The 17,431-nt window shown below is 72.4% G+C and carries 19 protein-coding genes; 9 read left to right on the forward strand and 10 right to left on the reverse strand.

Annotated features, from left to right (window positions below):
* The first annotated feature begins 73 nt into the window (after window positions 1-73).
* The 4 genes from AB0D32_RS22710 to AB0D32_RS22725 all read left to right on the forward strand — a co-directional run bounded on the left by AB0D32_RS22710 (window position 74) and on the right by AB0D32_RS22725 (window position 2,750).
* On the forward strand, window positions 74-685 hold the full coding sequence (locus tag AB0D32_RS22710) for a helix-turn-helix transcriptional regulator (RefSeq protein ID WP_357093461.1): 612 nt from the start codon (window positions 74-76) through the stop codon (window positions 683-685).
* Window positions 685-1,482 (forward strand): hypothetical protein, encoded by a 798-nt coding sequence (locus AB0D32_RS22715; RefSeq protein WP_357093464.1) that lies wholly within the window; start codon window positions 685-687, stop codon window positions 1,480-1,482. The genes AB0D32_RS22710 and AB0D32_RS22715 overlap by 1 nt, the downstream gene beginning before the upstream one ends.
* 69 nt (window positions 1,483-1,551) lie before the next feature.
* The gene (locus tag AB0D32_RS22720) at window positions 1,552-1,866 is read left to right on the forward strand and encodes a DUF2516 family protein (protein ID WP_357093467.1); all 315 of its coding nucleotides are present in this window, start codon (window positions 1,552-1,554) and stop codon (window positions 1,864-1,866) included.
* The gene (locus tag AB0D32_RS22725; RefSeq protein WP_357093470.1) at window positions 1,863-2,750 is read left to right on the forward strand and encodes an alpha/beta hydrolase; all 888 of its coding nucleotides are present in this window, start codon (window positions 1,863-1,865) and stop codon (window positions 2,748-2,750) included. Before AB0D32_RS22720 ends, AB0D32_RS22725 begins: the two co-directional genes overlap by 4 nt.
* Window positions 2,751-2,852: 102 nt before the next feature.
* Here the strand turns inward: AB0D32_RS22725 and AB0D32_RS22730 are convergent, their stop codons facing one another.
* Complete coding sequence (locus AB0D32_RS22730; protein WP_357093526.1) at window positions 2,853-3,572, reverse strand: nucleotidyltransferase domain-containing protein; 720 nt, start codon at window positions 3,570-3,572, stop codon at window positions 2,853-2,855.
* 77 nt (window positions 3,573-3,649) lie between these two features.
* On the opposite strand from AB0D32_RS22730, the gene AB0D32_RS22735 reads away from it, so the two are divergent.
* Window positions 3,650-4,564, forward strand: coding sequence for an SDR family oxidoreductase (locus AB0D32_RS22735; RefSeq protein WP_357093472.1), 915 nt, complete (start codon window positions 3,650-3,652; stop codon window positions 4,562-4,564).
* Window positions 4,565-4,603: 39 nt separating this feature from the next.
* On the opposite strand, the gene AB0D32_RS22740 is transcribed toward AB0D32_RS22735, so the two are convergent.
* Window positions 4,604-5,599: a YafY family protein gene (locus tag AB0D32_RS22740; protein WP_357093475.1), complete on the reverse strand. Its 996-nt coding sequence runs from the start codon at window positions 5,597-5,599 to the stop codon at window positions 4,604-4,606.
* A 167-nt stretch (window positions 5,600-5,766) separates the two neighbouring features.
* Here AB0D32_RS22740 and AB0D32_RS22745 point away from each other — a divergent pair, with 167 nt between their 5' ends.
* Genes AB0D32_RS22745 through AB0D32_RS22755 form a run of 3 tightly spaced genes read left to right on the forward strand, consistent with a single transcriptional unit; the run spans window position 5,767 to window position 7,980 of the window.
* Entirely contained in the window at window positions 5,767-6,303 is a 537-nt protein-coding gene (locus tag AB0D32_RS22745; RefSeq protein WP_357093478.1) for a hypothetical protein, read from the forward strand.
* On the forward strand, window positions 6,296-7,099 hold the full coding sequence (locus AB0D32_RS22750) for a MerR family transcriptional regulator (protein ID WP_357093481.1): 804 nt from the start codon (window positions 6,296-6,298) through the stop codon (window positions 7,097-7,099). The genes AB0D32_RS22745 and AB0D32_RS22750 overlap by 8 nt, the downstream gene beginning before the upstream one ends.
* A gap of 47 nt (window positions 7,100-7,146) precedes the next feature.
* Window positions 7,147-7,980, forward strand: a complete 834-nt coding sequence (locus tag AB0D32_RS22755; protein WP_357093484.1) for an EI24 domain-containing protein — start codon at window positions 7,147-7,149, stop codon at window positions 7,978-7,980.
* Between the two features lie 124 nt (window positions 7,981-8,104).
* Here AB0D32_RS22755 and AB0D32_RS22760 read toward each other — a convergent pair whose 3' ends face one another.
* From AB0D32_RS22760 to AB0D32_RS22795, 8 genes are all read right to left on the reverse strand, one after another.
* Window positions 8,105-9,001 carry a GNAT family N-acetyltransferase gene (locus tag AB0D32_RS22760; RefSeq protein WP_357093486.1) on the reverse strand — a complete coding sequence of 299 codons (897 nt, stop codon included), beginning with the start codon at window positions 8,999-9,001 and terminating at the stop codon, window positions 8,105-8,107.
* 1 nt (window position 9,002) lies between these two features.
* A complete protein-coding gene (locus tag AB0D32_RS22765) occupies window positions 9,003-9,404 on the reverse strand; it encodes a RidA family protein (protein ID WP_357093529.1) in 402 nt (133 codons plus the stop codon).
* Between the two features lie 130 nt (window positions 9,405-9,534).
* Window positions 9,535-10,542, reverse strand: a complete 1,008-nt coding sequence (locus tag AB0D32_RS22770; RefSeq protein ID WP_357093489.1) for a LacI family DNA-binding transcriptional regulator — start codon at window positions 10,540-10,542, stop codon at window positions 9,535-9,537.
* Between the two features lie 19 nt (window positions 10,543-10,561).
* Complete coding sequence (locus AB0D32_RS22775; RefSeq protein WP_357093491.1) at window positions 10,562-11,941, reverse strand: GH1 family beta-glucosidase; 1,380 nt, start codon at window positions 11,939-11,941, stop codon at window positions 10,562-10,564.
* The gene (locus AB0D32_RS22780) at window positions 11,938-12,771 is read right to left on the reverse strand and encodes a carbohydrate ABC transporter permease (protein WP_357093494.1); all 834 of its coding nucleotides are present in this window, start codon (window positions 12,769-12,771) and stop codon (window positions 11,938-11,940) included. Before AB0D32_RS22780 ends, AB0D32_RS22775 begins: the two co-directional genes overlap by 4 nt.
* The gene (locus tag AB0D32_RS22785; protein WP_357093497.1) at window positions 12,768-13,778 is read right to left on the reverse strand and encodes a sugar ABC transporter permease; all 1,011 of its coding nucleotides are present in this window, start codon (window positions 13,776-13,778) and stop codon (window positions 12,768-12,770) included. The genes AB0D32_RS22780 and AB0D32_RS22785 overlap by 4 nt, the downstream gene beginning before the upstream one ends.
* A gap of 79 nt (window positions 13,779-13,857) precedes the next feature.
* On the reverse strand, window positions 13,858-15,159 hold the full coding sequence (locus AB0D32_RS22790; RefSeq protein ID WP_357093500.1) for an extracellular solute-binding protein: 1,302 nt from the start codon (window positions 15,157-15,159) through the stop codon (window positions 13,858-13,860).
* 282 nt (window positions 15,160-15,441) lie between these two features.
* Window positions 15,442-16,203, reverse strand: a complete 762-nt coding sequence (locus tag AB0D32_RS22795; protein WP_357093503.1) for a maleylpyruvate isomerase family mycothiol-dependent enzyme — start codon at window positions 16,201-16,203, stop codon at window positions 15,442-15,444.
* Between the two features lie 70 nt (window positions 16,204-16,273).
* Between AB0D32_RS22795 and AB0D32_RS22800 the strand changes: the two genes are divergently transcribed.
* On the forward strand, window positions 16,274-17,365 hold the full coding sequence (locus tag AB0D32_RS22800; RefSeq protein WP_357093506.1) for a UDP-N-acetylmuramate dehydrogenase: 1,092 nt from the start codon (window positions 16,274-16,276) through the stop codon (window positions 17,363-17,365).
* Window positions 17,366-17,431 lie beyond the last annotated feature (66 nt).

Here is a 17,431-nt window from a genome sequence, read left to right on the forward strand (position 1 = left end):
GCGAAATGAGACGTCGCTAACTCCGGCTAGCACTTTGCTTGCAGGAGCTAGCATCGCGCGTTAGCGTCGAGTCATGGCCACTGGTAAGGACCTTCCCGACGTCGGCGGATTCATTCGCGATCTGCGCCGCAACGCGAAGATCTCGCTCCGGCAGCTCGCCGAGCAGGCGGGTGTCAGCAACCCGTACCTCAGTCAGATCGAGCGCGGCCTGCGCAAGCCGAGCGCGGAGGTGCTCCAGCAGCTCGCCAGCGCGCTGCGGGTCTCCACCCCGGCGATGTACCTGCGGGCCGGGCTGCTCGACGACAAGGAGGGCCAGGGCGTGCTCGCGGCCATCTCCGTCGACCCCGACCTGACGATGGCGCAGAAGCAGTCGCTCACCCAGATCTACGAGACGTTCCGCCGGGAGAACGCGCGGCTCGCCGAGGCGACCGCGGCGGCCACCGGCGCGACGCCCGCAACCGGGGCCGACGCCACCCCTCACGCAGGCGCACCGGAGCCCGCGGAGGCGAAGCCCGTCGAGACGGCGGCCGACCTGGCCAATCTCGCCGCCACGGGCCCCACCACGCCGGAGGGCACCCCGATCGAGGCCGTTCTGGAGTCGGTCGCCGTCACCGAGGCCGGCCCTGCCCCCGCTCCGACCGAAACCGCGAAGAAGGCCGCCGACGCGGCCGAAGAGGAGAAGTGATGACCCCGAAGACCAGCCGCATCCCGGCCCCGATCTACGCCGCCGCCGGCGCCGGCGAGCTCGCCCTCCAGCAGCTGCGCAAGCTCCCGGCCGCGGTGACCGACCTCGGCACCAAGGTCGTCGCCGACCTGGGCGGCAAGGCTGTCGTCACCGGCGTCGAGCTGCGCCAGAAGGCCAACGACACGCTGCGTACGGCGAACCTGACCGCCGGCAGCCTGCGCGAGAAGGCCGTCCCGACCGAGGGGGACCTGAAGCGCCTCCGCGAGGCCGCCGACCTGAACAAGCTCCGCGAGGTCGCGGATCTGGACAAGCTGCGTGAGGTCGCCGACCTGGACAAGCTGCGTGCGGTGGCGATCCGCAACGCCGCCGTGGTGGTCGCCGGTGCCCACGCCGCGCAGGAGCGGGCGCAGGCCGCGTACGTCGCGCTGGTCGCCCGGGGCGAGCGGGTCGTCGGGGCCGGCGTCCTGGAGGCCGCCGAGACCGTGAACGCCGACATCGAGGCCACCGAGGCCGAGCCGGCCGAGGCCGCCACGAAGCCGGCTGCCACGCAGCCCGTCGCCACGAAGCCGGCTGCCACGAAGCCGGCTGCCACGAAGCCGACCGTCGCGAAGCCGGCACCGGCCGCCGTCGAGACGCCGACCCCGGCCGACGTGGCCGAGGTGCTGGAGGCCAAGCCGGCCGCCGCGAAGAAGACGACCCGGGCTCCCCGGGCCACCAAGGCCGCTGCCAAGCCGGCCGCCACCCCGTCGGCGAAGCTGCCCCGGGCCACCAAGCGGACCCGCCCGGCCGCCGAGTAGTTCGCTGCTCCGTGACCCCGGATGCGTCCTGTCGGACGTATCCGGGGTCACCGGCATAAGCTTGCCGACATGGCCTACGCCGCGCCGCTCTTCGCCTTCGATGTTCGCTACGTGATCGAGCTGATCCTGCTCGTCTTCGCGTTGATCGTGCAGGGCATCGCCCTGGTGCACGCCATCACCCAGCGTTCCGACGCCTTCTCGGCGATCGGCACGCTGCCCAAGGGCGGCTGGATCGCCATCCTCGCCGTCTGTCTTGTGCTGACCCTGCTCGGCTTCGGCCCGATCAGTCTCTTCGGACTCATCGGCATCGCCGCCGGCCTGATCTACCTGCTCGACGTGCGGGTGGGGCTGCGCGACCTGAGCGACGGCAAAGGGTTCTGGTGAGGGGTTTCCGCTGGCCGCCCCCGCCGGACGGCGGCCCCCGCACCTGGGGTCCGGGCCCGGGTGCCCCACGTACCGGCCGACCTGCCCTGCCGGAGCCGGACACCGAGCTGGTGGCCACGCCGCACGGCGTACATCTTGAGCAGCTCGTCACCGGCACGGGCGACCCGGTCACGGTGTTCGCCCACGGGCTGGGCAACGGCATCGCCACCACCCGGCCCTTCGGCAGCGGGGTGACGGGCCGCAAGCTGTTCTTCCAGTTCCGTGGGCACGGCCGCTCCGACGCGCCGCCCGGTGCGTGGAGCTACCTGGACCTGGCCCGTGACCTGCGCGCGGTCGCCGACCTCGGCGGTGCCACCCGGGCCTTCGGCGCCAGCCTCGGCGCAGGCGCGCTCTGCCGGCTGCTCGCCGAGAGCCCCGGGCGCTTCGAGCGACTCGTCTTCTTCCTGCCCGCAGCGCTCGACCGGCCACGCGGCGAGGTCGCCCGGGCCCGGCTCACCGCCCTGTTCGACGCCGTGGAGAGCGGCGACACCTCCGCCGTGGCCGACGTGGTCCAGGCCGAGCTGCCGCCCGCCGTACGCAACACCCCGGCCGGCTGGGCCTACCTGCGCCAGCGGCTCGACCAGCTCCTGCGTGACGGGCTCGCCCCGGGCCTGGCGAGCCTGCCCGAGCAGGCGCCGCTGCGCGACGCCGGGGCGCTGGCCGCGGTCACCGCGCCGGCCCTGGTGATCGGCTGCGCCGGTGACGACCTGCACCCGGTCGAGGTCGCCGAGCAGCTCGCGGCCGCGCTGCCCCGGGCCACCCTGCACGTGTACGACCGGCCCGGCGTCCTCTGGACCGAACGCGCCGACCTGCGCAGCCGGATATCCGCCTTCCTCAACGAGTAACGTGCCCTGACAGCGGGCGAGGCCAGGATGGACTTCAACCTGCCCGAGGTGCCTCCCGCCGTCGACGCTCGCGGAACGCGTGAGAAGCCGTCAGGCACATTCCTACCAGGACTGGCCGGGGGCGGGGCCCGGGTCGGGGGTCGGGGTGGGGAGATGGGCGGCTCGGAGGGCGAGCAGCCAGCGTTCCACGGTCGGTTCGTCAGGGTGGTCGGGCAGGGGCGTGCGGACGCGGTCGAAGTACCGTTCCGCTTCGGCGAGAAGCGTGCGCGCCTCGTCCAGGTCGCCACCGGCCACCCGCTCGCCGAACCTTCGGAACCACTCCGGGTCGGCGAGCCGGATCTCCAGTACGCCGGTGGCGTAGAGCAGCCGGCCCTGGTGCACCAGGCGGGCCAGGTGCCGGGCGTGCTTGGCCGTCCGCCGCCGGGTGTCGGCGGAGAACGTGCCGTCGCTTCGGGACTCCAGCTTGCGAAACTGCTGGCCGGCATACCCGAGATAGGCGTCGCGTACGCGGGGTGCGCTGAGGAACGCCGAGCGGATGGCGATCAGCCGGTCGCCGAACTCCGTCCGGGTCTCGTAGCAGTCGTCCGGCAGCCAGGCCAGTTCGGTGGCGGTCGGGTTGCCGCTCAACGCGAGGCGGCACCACTTCGCCGCCTCGTGCAGGGTGATGTCCGGGTCGGTGGTCACCACCGACTCGCGGGGCGGGCGCAGGCCGTGGAACGCGACGGTGGGCGCGACGAAGACGCCGATCCGGTCGACGTCGGAGCCAGGCCCGGCCAGCCCGTACGCGACGGAGCCGACGATCCCGGAGAGCAGCAGGTGCATGTCGGCGAGCATGCCGGACGGCACGGCTTTCCGAAACCGGACTTCGGTTGTCAGGTATCGCTGACAGGCTTTCCGGCATGACGAAACCGCTGACAGAGAAGATCGCGCTCGTGGCCGGGGCGACGCGGGGCGCCGGCCGGCAGATCGCGGTCCAGCTCGGTGCCGCCGGCGCCACGGTCTACGCCACCGGCCGCAGCAGCCGGGCCGGCCGTTCCGAACTGGACCGGCCGGAGACCATCGAGGAGACCGCCGAACTGGTGACCGCCGCCGGCGGCACCGGCATCGCGGTCCGGGTCGACCATCTCGTCTCCGAGCAGGTCCGCGACCTGGTCGCCCGGATCGACGCCGAGCAGGGCCGCCTCGACGTGCTGGTCAACGACATCTGGGGCGGCGACCCCCTGACCACCTGGGAGAAGCCGGTCTGGGAACAGCCGTTGGAGGCCGGCTTCCGCAGCCTGCGCCTGGCGATCGACACGCACATCATCACCAGCCACCACGCCCTGCCGCTGCTGATCCGCCGCCCCGGCGGCCTGGTGGTGGAGGTCGGCGACGGCACGCGGGAACACAACGACGCCAACTACCGGCTCTCGGTCTTCTACGACCTGGCCAAGGTCTCGGTGAACCGGCTGGCCTTCAGTTGGGCGCACGAGCTGAAGCCGCACGGCTGCACCGCTGTCGCGCTCACCCCGGGCTGGCTGCGGTCCGAGGCGATGCTGGAGCACTACGGGGTCACCGAGGAGAACTGGCGCGACGGCGCCGCCAAGGAACCGCACTTCGTCATGTCGGAGACGCCGGCCCTGGTCGGGCGCGCGGTGGCGGCCCTCGCCGCCGACCCGGACCGGGCCCGCTGGAACGGCGCGTCGCTCGACAGCGGCGGGCTGGCCCAGGTGTACGGCTTCACCGACCTGGACGGCACCCGGCCGCACTGGGCGCGCTACTACACGGAGGTGGTGGAGCCCGGCCGGCCGGCCGACGAAACCGGCTACCGCTGACCGGGCCGTCAACAGGGCTGACGGGGGCGTCGACATCGGCTACCGCTGACCCGGCTCGGGACCCGGCCCGGCATAGCGGCGGGCCATCCGCTCGGCCGCCTCGGCCAGCCGCGCCCGCAACTCGGGCGGGTCGAGCACCTCCGCCTCGGGGCCGAGCCCGAGCAACTGTTCGTACGCGACGTCGACGGACTCGACGGGCAGCCGGGTCACCACCCAGCCCTGCCCGTCGGGCCCGTCGGCGGCGGCGACCGCCTCGTCGTACGCGAAGGGGGCGTCCGCCAGGTGCCGGAGCCGGCGCAGGCCGGCGGGGCTGAGCCGGACGGTGGCCCGCTCCCGCAGCATGCCCCGCTGGAACGCCTCGGCCTGCTCCCGCCAGTGACCGGCCAGGTCGAAGCCCTCGTCCCGGTCGAAGGTCTCCCCGCTCACCCCGACACCGGTGACCCGGTCCACCCGGTAGGTGCGCACGTCGTCGCCGACCCGTCCGACCAGGTACCAGACGCCGTTCTTGAGCACCAGCCCGTACGGCCGCAGGGTGCGCGCCACCTCGCGGTCGCCGCGCCGGTAGCGCAGCTCGACCACCCGGTCCCGCCAGACCGCGCCGGCCAGTTCGGTCAGCCACGGCGGCGGCCCCACCTCCCGGAACCAGCCCGGCACGTCCAGGTGGAACCGCTGCCCGGTGCGGGCCGGGGCGTCGCGCAGCGCGGGCGGCAGCGCGGCCAGCACCTTCAGCTCGGCCGATGCCACCGCGTCGGCGAGCCCCATGTCACCGGCCGGCCCGGGCAGCCCGGCCAGAAAGAGCGCCTCCGCCTCGTCCCTGGTCAGCCCGGTGAGCCGGGTCCGGTAGCCGCCGACCAGCCGGTAGCCGCCGGCGCGGCCCCGGTCGGCGTAGACCGGCACCCCGGCGGCGGAGAGCGCCAGCACGTCGCGGTAGACGGTCCGCTCGGAGACCTCCAGCTCCCGCGCCAGCTCCGCCGCGGTCATCGTCTCCCGGGCCTGGAGCAGCAGCACCAACGAGATCAACCTGGCCGCGCGCACCCGTCCATCCTGCCGTGCCCGCTCGACCGTCCCCAGCCGGCGGTCCGCCTCCGCCGGCGTCACGCCCACCGGGTGTACCCCGGCCACGACGTTGGTCGCTGCCAGCGGTAGGACCGTCAGGGTTGCGGCTTGACCCTCACGCTGCGGGAGGCCGCAGGGTGGGGTGCATGAGTGACTACTACGACGCTTTTGAGATGAGTCCCGTGCCCGATCCCGGCCCGGACGCGGTGGCGCCGGAGCCGTTCCGGGGCATCTATGCGATGCCCGCGTTCGTGACGATCCCCACGAGCGACCTGGCGGCGTCGGTGGACTTCTGGATTCGTGGGCTCGGGTTCTTCGAGCTGTTCAGCATCCCCGGCACGCTCGTGCATCTGCGCCGGTGGGCGTTCCAGGACGTGCTCCTCCGCTCGACGGAGAGCGTTCCGGCGCAGCCACCAGCGATGAGCTTCAGCTTCTCGGGCGTGCTCAGCCAGATCGATCCCCTCGTCGAGGCATGTCGTGCGTTGCGCCCGAACTCGGTCGACGGCCCGCGGGACACTCCCTGGAACACCCGCGACGTGGAGGTGATCACTCCCGAGAACGCACGGATCGTCTTCACCGCGGCGAAGCCCTTCGACCCGGCCAGCCAGGAGGCGCGGAACCTTGAAGCCATCGGGATCACCCCACCGGGCGCCGGTCGCGGCGACAATGAGGAGCATGCCTGATGCCACCGACGCCGATGGCCTGACCGTCGGCCAGGTCTCGACGCGTCTGGGCGTGACGGTCCGCGCGCTGCACCACTGGGACGACATCGGTCTGGCGCGACCGTCGCTGCGCACGGCTGCCGGATACCGGCTCTACACCGCTGGCGATCTGGAACGCCTGCACCGCATCGTCGTCTACCGGGAGATCGGCCTCGGCCTGGACAGCATCCGGGCCATCCTGGACGACTCGACCGCGGACGTGCCCGGCGCACTACGCGCGCAGCGCACCCAGGTTGCCCAACGGATCGACCGCCTCCAGCAACTCAGCGTCGGCCTGGATCGCATGATCGACGCCCACGAGCGCGGCCTGCTGCTGACCGTCGAGCAGCAGGCCGCGATCTTCGGCTCCCAGTGGGACCCGGACCGGCACGCCCAGGCCCGTCACCGCTACGGAGACACGACGCAATGGCAGCAGTACGCCGAACGCTCAGCGTCTCGCAGTCCCGAGGAATGGCAGGCCGTCGCCGACACCGTTGCCGACCTCGACCGTGCCCTCGGCGACGCGATGGACGCCGGGGTCACCCCCGGCAGCCCGGAGGCGAATCGACTCGTCGAGCGGCACCGCGAGGTCTTCTCCTCGTACTTTCCCCTCACCAGGCAGATGCAGGTCTGTCTCGGCCGCAGGTACGAGGCCGATCCGGCATTCGCCGCCCACTACGACGGCATCCGCGCCGGCCTCACCACGTGGTTCCGTCAGAGCATCGACGCCAGCGCACGCGCCCACGCCATCGACCCCGACACCGCCACCTGGCAGTAGAGCGGCTGCGATCGCCCCCATCACCGATGCAACTAGGCTCTGCGGTCGTGAACGCACCCCGCATCGCCGCGCCCGTGACCGGTGCCGCCAGCCGGTTCTTCGGCGGAGTCGGCCTGCTCCTGCGCGGCCTCGGCCTCTACGTCCGCAGCCCCGGGCTGATGCTGCTCGGCGTCGTACCGGCGCTGATCTCGGGTGCGCTCTTCGTGGCCGCGTTCGCCACCCTGGCGTACTTCGTCGACGACCTGGCCGCGCTGGTCACGCCTTTCGCCGACGACTGGTCGGCCACCTGGCGCAGCCTCGTGCGGGTGATCGCCGGGCTGGCCTTCCTCGGCCTCGGCGGCCTGCTCGCGGTGGTCAGCTTCACGGCCGTCACCCTGGTCATCGGCGATCCGTTCTACGAGAAGATCTCCGAACGCGTCGAGGAACGCCTCGGCGGCACGCCGAACGCCGTCGACGTGCCGTTCTGGCCGTCGCTGAGGCGGAGCCTCGCCGACTCGGTGCGGCTGGTGGGCCTGTCGCTGCTCTTCGGCATCCCGCTCTTCGCCGCCGGGTTCATCCCGGTGGTCGGCCAGACCGTGGTGCCGGTGATCGGGGCGGCGGTCGGCGGCTGGCTGCTCGCCATGGAGCTGGTCGGGGCGCCCTTCTACCGGCGCGGGATGCGGCTGCCGGAGCGGCGGTCGCTCCTCAAGGCGGACCGGCCCACCACGCTCGGCTTCGGGGTGGCGGTCTTCGTCTGCTTCCTGATCCCGCTCGGCGCGGTGTTCATCATGCCTGCCGCCGTCGCCGGGGCGACCCTGCTGGCCCGCCGGTCGCTCGGCCAGCCCATCACGGAGGATCGCGCCGGGGTCCCGCCGGTGGAGGCGGGCCCCCACGTCGGCTGAGCGGACGGGCCGGGCGGGCGGCCCCGGCACCGGGCGGACAGCCCCGGCACCGGGCGGGCTGCCCCGGCACCGCGTCGCGGCGCAGTCCGCCGCCGTGCGCACGACCCGCCGGTCAGCGGAGCCGTCAGGGCAGCTCGCGCAGGCAGGACCAGCTAGACCCGACCGGGCGGTAGCCGAGCCGTGCGTTGACCGCCAGCATCGGCGCGTTCGCCTCGTCGTTCGACGTGTAGGCGACGCGTATCCCGCCGGCTGCGGCCCGGTGCAGCGCCGCCGTCTTGACCAGGCGGGCCAGCCCGCGTCCCCGGTGCGCCGGCACCGTGCCGGTGTAGTCCGACCACATCCGGTCGCCGTCCCGCTTGACGAGGCTGAGGGCCACCAGCTCGCCGCCGGCCTCGGCCACCGTGCTGGCCGCGCGGTCCAGGCCCAGGTTGTCCCAGACCTCGGAGTACCAGTTCTCGTAGCTGATCGAGTCGACGGGCACGTCCTCCGGCTCGTCGGCCGCCGCCGCCAGGTTGACCAGGTAAACCCGGCGCGGGTCGAGGTCGGTCAGCGGGAGCAGCCGTACGCCCGGCGGCGGCTCGGGCATCGGCGGGGCCGGCCGCAGGTCGAGTGCCGAGAAGCGCAGCTCCCGGCTCGGGGTGAACCCGTGCCGGCGGGCGAACGGCAGCGACTCGGGCAGCGCCCAGGTGCGCACCCGGCGCACCCCGATGGCCCGGAGATGCTCCAGCGCGGTGGTCAGCAACGCGGTGCCGGCGCCCCGGCCCCGGTGCCCGGGGTGCACGTGCAGGATGGAGATCTCCCCGATGTCCGGCTCCGAGGTGCGGTCGTTGCGGTACGCCGACACCCAGCCGACCACCGTGTCGTCCACCTCGACCACGTACGCGGTCCACTGCTCGCTGGGCGGGGGCTGGGCGATCATCTTCCGGGTCGACTCGACGCCGCGTACCAGGTAGGGGTGCACCAGCGCGCGCAGTGCCACCACGGCCGGCGCGTCGTCGGGGTGGGCGGTCCGGATCCGCACGTCAGGCCTCCCCGCGTACGGCGGCGACGGCCTCGACCTCGACGAGCTGGTCGTCGTAGCCGAGCACGGCCACCCCGAGCAGGGTGCTGGACGGCTCGTGGCCGCCGAACGCGTCCCGGACCACCTCCCAGGCGGCCACCAGGTCGGCCTGGCGGGACGACGCCACGTACACCGTGGTCTTGACGACGTCGGTGAGCCGGGCGCCGGCCGCCGCGAGGGCGGTCTCCAGGTTGGCCATCACCTGCCGGGCCTGGCCTGCGGGGTCGCCCGGCGCGACGGTCCGCCCCTCGGCGTCCAGCGGGCAGGCGCCGGCGGTGAACACCAACCGGGCGGGCGGCTCGACCGTGGCCGCGTACGCGTACTCGGCGACGTCGGAGAGGGCGGGTACGCGGATCAGGTTCACGGTCACCCGCGCGACGCTACCGGCGCCCGCTGCACGTCTCCACGGATTAAGCCCGGCACCCGTCGGGCGGGGGTGTAAGGAAGGGGCCTTCCTATACAGAAGGCGTTGACAAGGTGCCCTTCCTCGCACCTCAGGCCGACTCGCGGACGACCAGCTCGGTGGGGAGCACCACGGCCCGCTCGATCGTCTCGCCGGCGGCCAGCCGCAGCAGCAGCCGGGTCATCTGCCGGCCCAGTTGCACGATCGGCTGGCGGACGGTGGTCAGCGGCGGTTCGGTGTAGGCGGCCGTCTCGATGTCGTCGAAGCCGATCACCGCGACGTCGTCCGGGACCCGCCGCCCCGCCTCGCGCAGCGCCCGCAGGGCGGCGTGGGCCATCAGGTCGGAGGCGGCGAAGACGGCGTCCAGGTCGGGGTGCTCGGCGAGGAGCTGCCGCATCGCCGTCGCCCCGGACTCGCGGGTGAAGTCGCCCGTCGCCACCAGCTCCGGCAGCCCGGCCTCGGCGACCGTGTTCCGGTAGCCGGTGAGCCGCTCGATGCCGGCCACCATGTCCTGTGGGCCGGCGATGGTGGCGATCCGGCGGCGCCCGCCGTCGAGCAGGTGCCGCACCGCCGCGGTCACCCCGCCGACGTGGTCGACGTCGACGTAGGGCACGTCGGCGCCGTCGAGCGGCCGGCCGCTGCACACGACCGGGATACCCAGGCGGGCGAGCCGGCCGGGCAGCGGGTCCTCGCCGTGCAGCGAGGCGAAGAGCACCCCGTCGACGTGCCGCCCGGTCGTGTAGCGCTCGACCCGGTCGTGCCCGGCGGGCGAGCCGGCCAGCATCAGCACGAGCTGCTTGTCGGCGGCCTCCAGCTCCTGCGCCGCGCCGCGGATGATCCCGGGGAAGACCTGGTCGTCGGAGAAGACCCGGGTGGCGGCCTCCGGCAACACCAGGGCGACCGAGTCGGTCCGCTGGGTGACCAGGCTGCGCGCGGCCAGGTTCGGCACGTACCCCAGCTCGGCCACCGCCTGGCGGACCGCCTCCTGGATCGGTTCGGCGACGGTCGTGGAACCGTTCACCACCCGGGACACGGTGGCCCGCGAGACACCCGCCAGCCGGGCCACCGCCTCCAGTGTCGGCCGCTGCGCCGTCGTCATCCCCGTTACCACCGCCTCGTCACAGCCCGTTCCGGGAGATCACCTCCTGGTACCACCGGGCGCTGGACTTCGGTGTGCGTCGCTGCGTCAGGTAGTCGACGTGGATGATGCCGAACCGTCGACGGTAGCCCTCGGCCCACTCGAAGTTGTCCAACAACGACCATACGAGATAGCCGCGAAGATCCACTCCGCGGGAGATCGCCTCGTGTGCGGCGCGCAGGTGCCCGTCGAGGTAGGCGATCCGGTCGGCGTCCACCACCTGCCCGGCACCGTCCGGAACGTCACTGCCGGCCTTGTCGGGAAACGCCGCCCCGTTCTCGGTGATCATCAACGGCACGCCGGGGTAGTCCGTGGCGATCCGTTCCAGCAGCCGGGTCAGCCCGGCCGGCTCGATCATCCACCCCATGTCGGTCAGCGGTCCGACCGGCGGGAGGAACTCCACCGCGCCGTCGGTGCCCGGGTACGCGCTGCCGCCCGCGCCGTCCGGCCGGCCGGCGACGTAGGTGGGCGCGTAGTAGTTGACCCCGAGCAGGTCGATCGGGGCGGCGATCAGCTTTTCGTCGCCGTCCCGCACGAACGTCGGCTCGACGATCCGGGCCACGTGTTCCAGCACGTCGGCGGGGTAGGCCGCCCGCAGCAGCGGGTCGAGGAAGATCCGGTTGTGCAGGCCGTCGACCAGGCGAACCGCCGCCGCGTCGGCGGCGCTGTCCGCGTCGGCCGCGCGTACGTCGGCCGGATTGAGGGTGATCCCGACGGTGTCCGCACCGGCCGCCCGCAGCGCGCGGGCCGCCAGGCCGTGACCGAGCAACAGATGGTGTACGGCGGCGAAGGCCGCGCCCGGGTCCCGCTCGCCGGGGGCGTGCACCCCGTTTCCGTAACCGAGGTAGGCCGAGCACCACGGCTCGTTGAGCGTGGTCCAGGTGCGCACCCGGTCGCCGAGCCGGGCGTGCACCGCCGTGGCGTACGTGGCGAAGTGCTCGGCGGTCTCCCGGTTGGTCCAGCCGCCCCGGTCCTGGAGGGACTGCGGCAGGTCCCAGTGGTAGAGCGTGACGATCGGGTCGATGCCCCGGGCCAGCAGCGTGTCGGTCAGCCGGTCGTAGAAGTCCAGGCCGCGTGGGTTGACCGGGCCGGTGCCGTCCGGCTGGATGCGGGGCCAGGCCACCGAGAAGCGGTACGCCCCCAGCCCCAGCTCCGCCATCAGCGCCACGTCGTCGGCGTACCGGTGGTAGTGGTCGCAGGCCACGTCGCCGGTGTGCCCGTGGTGCACCCTGCCCGGCGTACGGCTGAAGGTGTCCCAGATCGACGGGCCGCGGCCGTCGTCGGTGGCCGCGCCCTCGATCTGGTACGCGGCGGTGGCCGCACCCCACACGAAGTCGTCGGGGAATCGCAGAGTGCTCACGCCTTGACCGCACCTTCCATGATGCCGCCGATGATCTGGCGGCCGAACAGGACGAAGACCAGCAACAGCGGGAGGGTGGCGATGGCCGTACCTGTGAAGACCTGGGACATGTCCGTGTAGTACCCGTCGGAGAGGGCGCGCAACGCCAGTTGCACGGTCGGGTTCTCCGGATCGTTGAGGACGGCGTACGGCCAGAGGAAGTCGTTCCAGGTCGTCATGAACGTGAGTAGACCCAGCACGGCGGCGGCCGGGCGCAGCGCCGGCAGCACGACGTTCCAGTAGATCCGTGCCGTGCCGCAGCCGTCCATCCGGGCCGCCTCGATCAACTCGGTGCTGACGGCCTGGCCCGCGTACTGCCGCATCATGAAGACCCCGAAGCCGGTGACCAGGGCCGGCACGATCACCGCCGGCAGCCGGTCGTTCCAGTTCAGCTTCGTCATCAGCAGGTAGAGCGGGATGACGCCGAGCTGGGTGGGCACCATCATCGTCGCGATGATCACCATGAGCAGCGCGTTGCGTCCCCGGAACCGCAGCTTGGCGAAGGCGAACCCGGCCAGCGTGGAGAAGAAGACCACTGAGACGGTGACCGTGGTCGCCACGATCGCCGAGTTGACCAGCCCGGTGACGAAGTACGCGTCGGTGTTGCCGAGCAGCCGGGAAACGTTCGCGCCGAAGTTGCCGCCGGGGGTGACCGGGGGCGGCAGCTGGCCCATCGCGTCGTTGGAGCGGCTCGCCACCACGAACATCCAGTAGATCGGGAAGATCGACAGCAAACCGGCGGCGATCAGCGCGGCATAGGTGAGCCGGCTGGCGGCCCAGAGGCGGGTCATCGCGCTCCGCCCTTCTGCTTCGCGTCCTCCTTGGGGGCCTGCGTGCCGCCGAGCCGGCGCAGGAGCAGTACGTTCACCGCCGCGACGACCGCGATCAGCGCGAAGAGCAGCCACGCCACCGCCGAGCCGTAGCCGAAGTTGTAGTGGGGCGCGAAGGCGTTCTCGAACATGTACATGGTCACGGTCTGCGACTCCCGCAGCGTTCCGCCCCGGATCGGGTTGGTTCCGGAGTGGAACAACCGGGGCTCGGTGAAGAGTTGGAGCCCGCCGATGGTGGAGATGATGACGGTGAAGATGATCGTCGGCTTGAGCAGCGGCACGGTGATCGACCAGAACTGCCGGGCCCGGTTGGCGCCGTCGATGGCGGCCGACTCGTACAGGTCGCGCGGGATTGCCTGCATCGCGGCCAGGAAGATCAGCGCGTTGTAGCCGGTCCACCGCCAGTCGACCATGGCGGAGATGGCCACCCAGGACGCGAACCGGTTCGACTTCCACTCGATCGCGTCGATGCCCACGAGGTCGAGCAGCCAGTTGACCATGCCGAACTCGCGGCCGAAGAGCACCCCGAAGACGATCGCGACCGCGGCGGTCGAGGTGATGTTCGGGATCAGCACCGCCATCCGGAACGTGGTCCGGGCCCGCAGTTGCCGGTTGAGCAGGTTGGCCAGCCAGAGCGCGGCCAGCAGCTGCGGGACGGTGGAGATGACGAAGATGCCGAGGGTGTTCACGACGGCGTGCCAGAAGTCGGCGTCGGCCAGCAGCCGGCCGTAGTTGTCCAGGCCGACGAACGGGTGGTCGCTGCCGAGCAGGTCCCAGTCGTGCAGGGAGACCCAGAAGGTGTAGATCAGCGGATACACCCCGAACACCGCGAAGAGCACGAAGAACGGGGCGATGAACAGGTAGGGCGAGTACTTCGTGTCGAGGCGGCTGAACCGCATCCCCGGCGGACGCCGGCCGGTGCGGGGTGCCGGTGCGACCGGCGGGCGCGCGTCGAGCTGGACGGTCATGCCCGGACCACTCCTTTCTCCCGGGTACGGGCGGGATCGGCGCCCCCGGCAGCCTCCCGCCCGCACTCCCTCGCTCGGGCTACTTGGCGGCGGCCTTCTTCGCGTTGTTGACCGCGTCCGTCCAGCCCTGCTCGGGGCTGCGCTGTCCCAGTTCCACCGTCCGGACGGCGTTCTCGACCTCGGTGCGTACGGCCTGGTTCTTCGGGCCCATGTAGACGGGCTTGAGGGTCTTGGCGCCCTCGCCGAAGATCTGCCCGACGGGGGCGTCGGAGAAGTACGCGTTCCTGGCGTCGACGATCGCGGGGTCGGCCAGCGCCTGCGGCGAGGAGGGCAGCGGGCCCTTGGCCTTGAACGCCCCGATCTGGCCCTTGGCGCTGGTCAGGAACTTCGCCAGCTCGATCGCCTCGGCCCGGTGCTTGCTCTGGGTCGGCACGGCGAGCCACGATCCGCCCCAGTTGCCGCCGTTGCCGGGCACCCGGGCGATGTCCCACTTGCCCTTGGCCTCGGCGCCGGCGTTGCCCTCGATGACGCCGGTCATCCAGGCCGGGCAGGCGATGGTGGCGAACTTGGCCTGCTTGAAGGCCGACACCCACTCCTCGGACCAGGAGCCGTACCTGCCGGAGAGGCCCGAGTCGACGATGTCCATCGTGGTGTCCCAGGCCTGCCGGACGGCCGGGTTGCTGTCCACCACCACGTTGCCGCTGGGGTCGTAGTAGTGGTAGCCCTGCGCGTTGCCGGCCGTCTGGAGCACGATCGTGTTGAAGATGTTCGTCGCGGCGTCCAGGAACGCGGCGCCGGTGTTCTTCGCCGTGAACTGCTCCCCGACCCTGATGTAGTCCTGCCAGGTCGGCCAGAGCTTCGACACCGCCTCGCGGTCGGTGGGCAGGCCGGCCTTGGCGAACAGGTCCGTGCGGTAGCACATCGCCATGCCGCCGACGTCGGTGCCCAGGCCGATCAGTTTGCCGTCCGGCGTCGTGCCGCCCTTCCACTTCCACTCCAGGAAGTTGCCCTGGAGTTCGGCCCCGCCGTGGTCGAGCAGGTTGACGAAGTTGTCGGGGTTGGCCTTGTACTCGACCATCAACCCCTCTTCGATGGCGACGACGTCGCCCGCGCCCTTGCCGGCGGCGAGCCACTGGGTCAGCTTCGGCGAGTAGTCGTCGAGGTTGGTGCCCGTGCCACGCTCGACGATCTTCACGTCCGGGTGGCTGGCCATGTATTCCTTGTAGAGCTCTTCGTAGCCGAACTGGCTGAACACGTCCACGGTCAACGTGATCTTGCCGTCCTCGGCGGGTTCGTCGCCGGCGCAGCCGGCGGTGGCGAAGAGCGCGGTGGCGGCGACGAGGGCCACCGCCGCCAGGCGGCGGCGCGGAAAGACACCCATTTCGATCGGACCCCTCTCAGGTCGTCTGAGGTGGTGAGGCAGGTGGCGGAGCAGAGCTGAGAGAGCGCTCTCACGACAGGGTGGTGGCTGAGGTCCGCCGCTGTCAAGAGAGCGCTCTCCGTTGCTACTCGAGAGGGCCTGCCGCTACCCGAGAGGGCCTGCCGCTACCCGGAGAGGGGCACGAACGCGACGAGAGTGGCCGCCCACATCGGGCGGCCACTCTCGTCGGGCGTGCGGTGGGACGGGGCTGAGCCCTCCGGACCGGCTCCGCGCGGCGGCGGATCAGCCGACGCGGAGGCCCTCCAGCAGGGTGCGGTCGCCGGCCACGTCCAGCGTGTCGAGGCCGACCCGGCCCCACAGCGCCAGCAGCAGGTCGCTCGCGGTGCCGCTGACCTGCGCCCGGGCATGGTGGTCGTCGTGATCCAGGATGGTGGCGGTGTCGAGCAGGGCCACGCCCTCGCCGCGCAGCCGCAGGAACCACTCCTGGGCGGCGTCGACGGCCGACAACTGCACCACCCCGCGCCACTGGCCGGCGGTGCGGCGCCGACCGGCCGGCAGCCAGGTGTCCAGGATCTCGCTCACCCCGTCGGCGGCGAGCTTCGCCTCGACCGGCTCGCCCGCCGCGATGGCGAGCTGGGCGTCCCAGCGGTGCACCGCCGTCTCGTGCGCCATCCGGCGGGGCCAGAAACCTGCCTTCTTCGGCTGCGGCGCCCAGTTCCAGGCCGGAGCCTCCGGGTCGAGGCCGTCGAAGAGGGTCATCAGCTGGTCGTACGCCTGCTGCCAGAGCTGGAGCGGGGCGACGCCCGGCTCCGGCGCCACCGGTTCGGGCCGGCCAGGCGGCGGGGTGGCCGCGCCCGCACCCGCGAACGAGTGCACCCAGCGGTAGAGGGAGGCCAGGTGCAGGGTCAGGTCGGCGACGGTCCAGCCGGGACAGGACAGCACCGGTGTCTCCGGCGGCGCCTCGGCCGCGGCGGCGGCGAACGCCGGGCCCTCCGTCCGGAGCGCTCCCATCCAGAAGTCCTTCGTGCCGTGCAGTCTGCTCATCGCCATCCTCCCGGGGGTGACCGGGCCACCAGTGGGCGCCGCGGCTACCCCTCAGCCTAGGGTGAAAGGCGTGTCAGACGTCTACGCCCAGCCGACAACCGGCACCGAACCCGCCACGACATGCGAACTGGCGCGATACACCACGTTGCGCCTGGGCGGCCCGGCCGGACGCGTCGTCGCCGGCACGGACGCCGACAGGATCGTCCGGGCGGTACGGGAGGCGGCCGAACGGGACGAGCAGGTCCTGATCCTCGCCGGGGGCAGCAACGTCGTGATCGGGGACGCCGGCTTCCCCGGCACCGTGGTCCTGGTGCGCTCCCGGGGCCTGCGGGTGGTCGCCGAGGACGCCGACACCGTCACCGTACGCGTCGAGGCCGGCGAGCCCTGGGACGACCTGGTCGCCGCCACTGTGGCCAACGGCTGGTCCGGCCTGGAGTGCCTCTCCGGCATCCCCGGCTCGACCGGCGCCACCCCCATCCAGAACGTCGGCGCGTACGGGCAGGAGGTCGCCGAGACCATCACCGGCGTCCAGGTCCACGACCGGGTCGAGGGGACCGACGCACGGATCGCCGCCGACGACTGCGGCTTCGCGTACCGGTCCAGCATCTTCAAGTACAGCGACCGCTGGGTGGTGCTCTCCGTCGACTTCCGGCTCGCCCGCTCACCGCTGTCCGGCCCCGTGCGCTACGCGGAACTGGCCCGGGCGCTCGGCGTGCAGGTGGGGGAACGGGTGCCACTGGCCGACGCCCGGGCCACGGTCCTGCGGCTACGCGCCGGCAAGGGCATGGTGCTCGACGCGGCCGACCCGGATACCCGGTCGGTCGGCTCGTTCTTCACCAACCCCGTGCTCGACGCGGCCGCGTACGAGCTGCTGCGGGAGCGCGCCGCCGACATCGGCGAGCCGCCAGCCTGGCCGGGCGCGGGTGACGTGGTGAAGGTCAGCGCCGCCTGGCTGATCGACAAGGCCGGCTTCGGCAAGGGCCACCCGGGGCCGGAGGGCGTCGCCATCTCCAGCAAGCACACCCTCGCCCTGACCAACCGCAGCGGCACCGCCAGCACGGCGTCGCTCGTCGAGCTGGCCCGCGAGATCCGCGACGGCGTCCACCACCGCTTCGGCGTGACCCTCCACCCCGAACCCATCCTCATCAACTGCACCATCTAACCCACCCCACCCTCTCCTCTCCTCCCTGCCGCGCCGCCCCGCGCGTTCATGCCGCGCCGCCCCGCC

It is taken from the genome of Micromonospora sp. NPDC048170 (assembly GCF_040652795.1).
Lineage (GTDB): Bacteria > Actinomycetota > Actinomycetes > Mycobacteriales > Micromonosporaceae > Micromonospora.

Bases quoted from the DNA above. Each gene is read 5' to 3' on its own strand.
- AB0D32_RS22710 (WP_357093461.1), top strand. From the start codon at position 74: ATGGCCACTGGTAAGGACCTTCCCGACGTCGGCGGATTCATTCGCGAT.
- AB0D32_RS22715 (WP_357093464.1), top strand. From the start codon at position 685: ATGACCCCGAAGACCAGCCGCATCCCGGCCCCGATCTACGCCGCCGCC.
- AB0D32_RS22720 (WP_357093467.1), top strand. From the start codon at position 1,552: ATGGCCTACGCCGCGCCGCTCTTCGCCTTCGATGTTCGCTACGTGATC.
- AB0D32_RS22730 (WP_357093526.1), bottom strand. From the start codon at position 3,572: ATGCACCTGCTGCTCTCCGGGATCGTCGGCTCCGTCGCGTACGGGCTG.
- AB0D32_RS22735 (WP_357093472.1), top strand. From the start codon at position 3,650: ATGACGAAACCGCTGACAGAGAAGATCGCGCTCGTGGCCGGGGCGACG.
- AB0D32_RS22745 (WP_357093478.1), top strand. From the start codon at position 5,767: ATGAGTGACTACTACGACGCTTTTGAGATGAGTCCCGTGCCCGATCCC.
- AB0D32_RS22750 (WP_357093481.1), top strand. From the start codon at position 6,296: ATGCCTGATGCCACCGACGCCGATGGCCTGACCGTCGGCCAGGTCTCG.
- AB0D32_RS22770 (WP_357093489.1), bottom strand. From the start codon at position 10,542: ATGACGACGGCGCAGCGGCCGACACTGGAGGCGGTGGCCCGGCTGGCG.
- AB0D32_RS22780 (WP_357093494.1), bottom strand. From the start codon at position 12,771: ATGACCCGCCTCTGGGCCGCCAGCCGGCTCACCTATGCCGCGCTGATC.
- AB0D32_RS22785 (WP_357093497.1), bottom strand. From the start codon at position 13,778: ATGACCGTCCAGCTCGACGCGCGCCCGCCGGTCGCACCGGCACCCCGC.
- AB0D32_RS22790 (WP_357093500.1), bottom strand. From the start codon at position 15,159: ATGGGTGTCTTTCCGCGCCGCCGCCTGGCGGCGGTGGCCCTCGTCGCC.
- AB0D32_RS22795 (WP_357093503.1), bottom strand. From the start codon at position 16,203: ATGAGCAGACTGCACGGCACGAAGGACTTCTGGATGGGAGCGCTCCGG.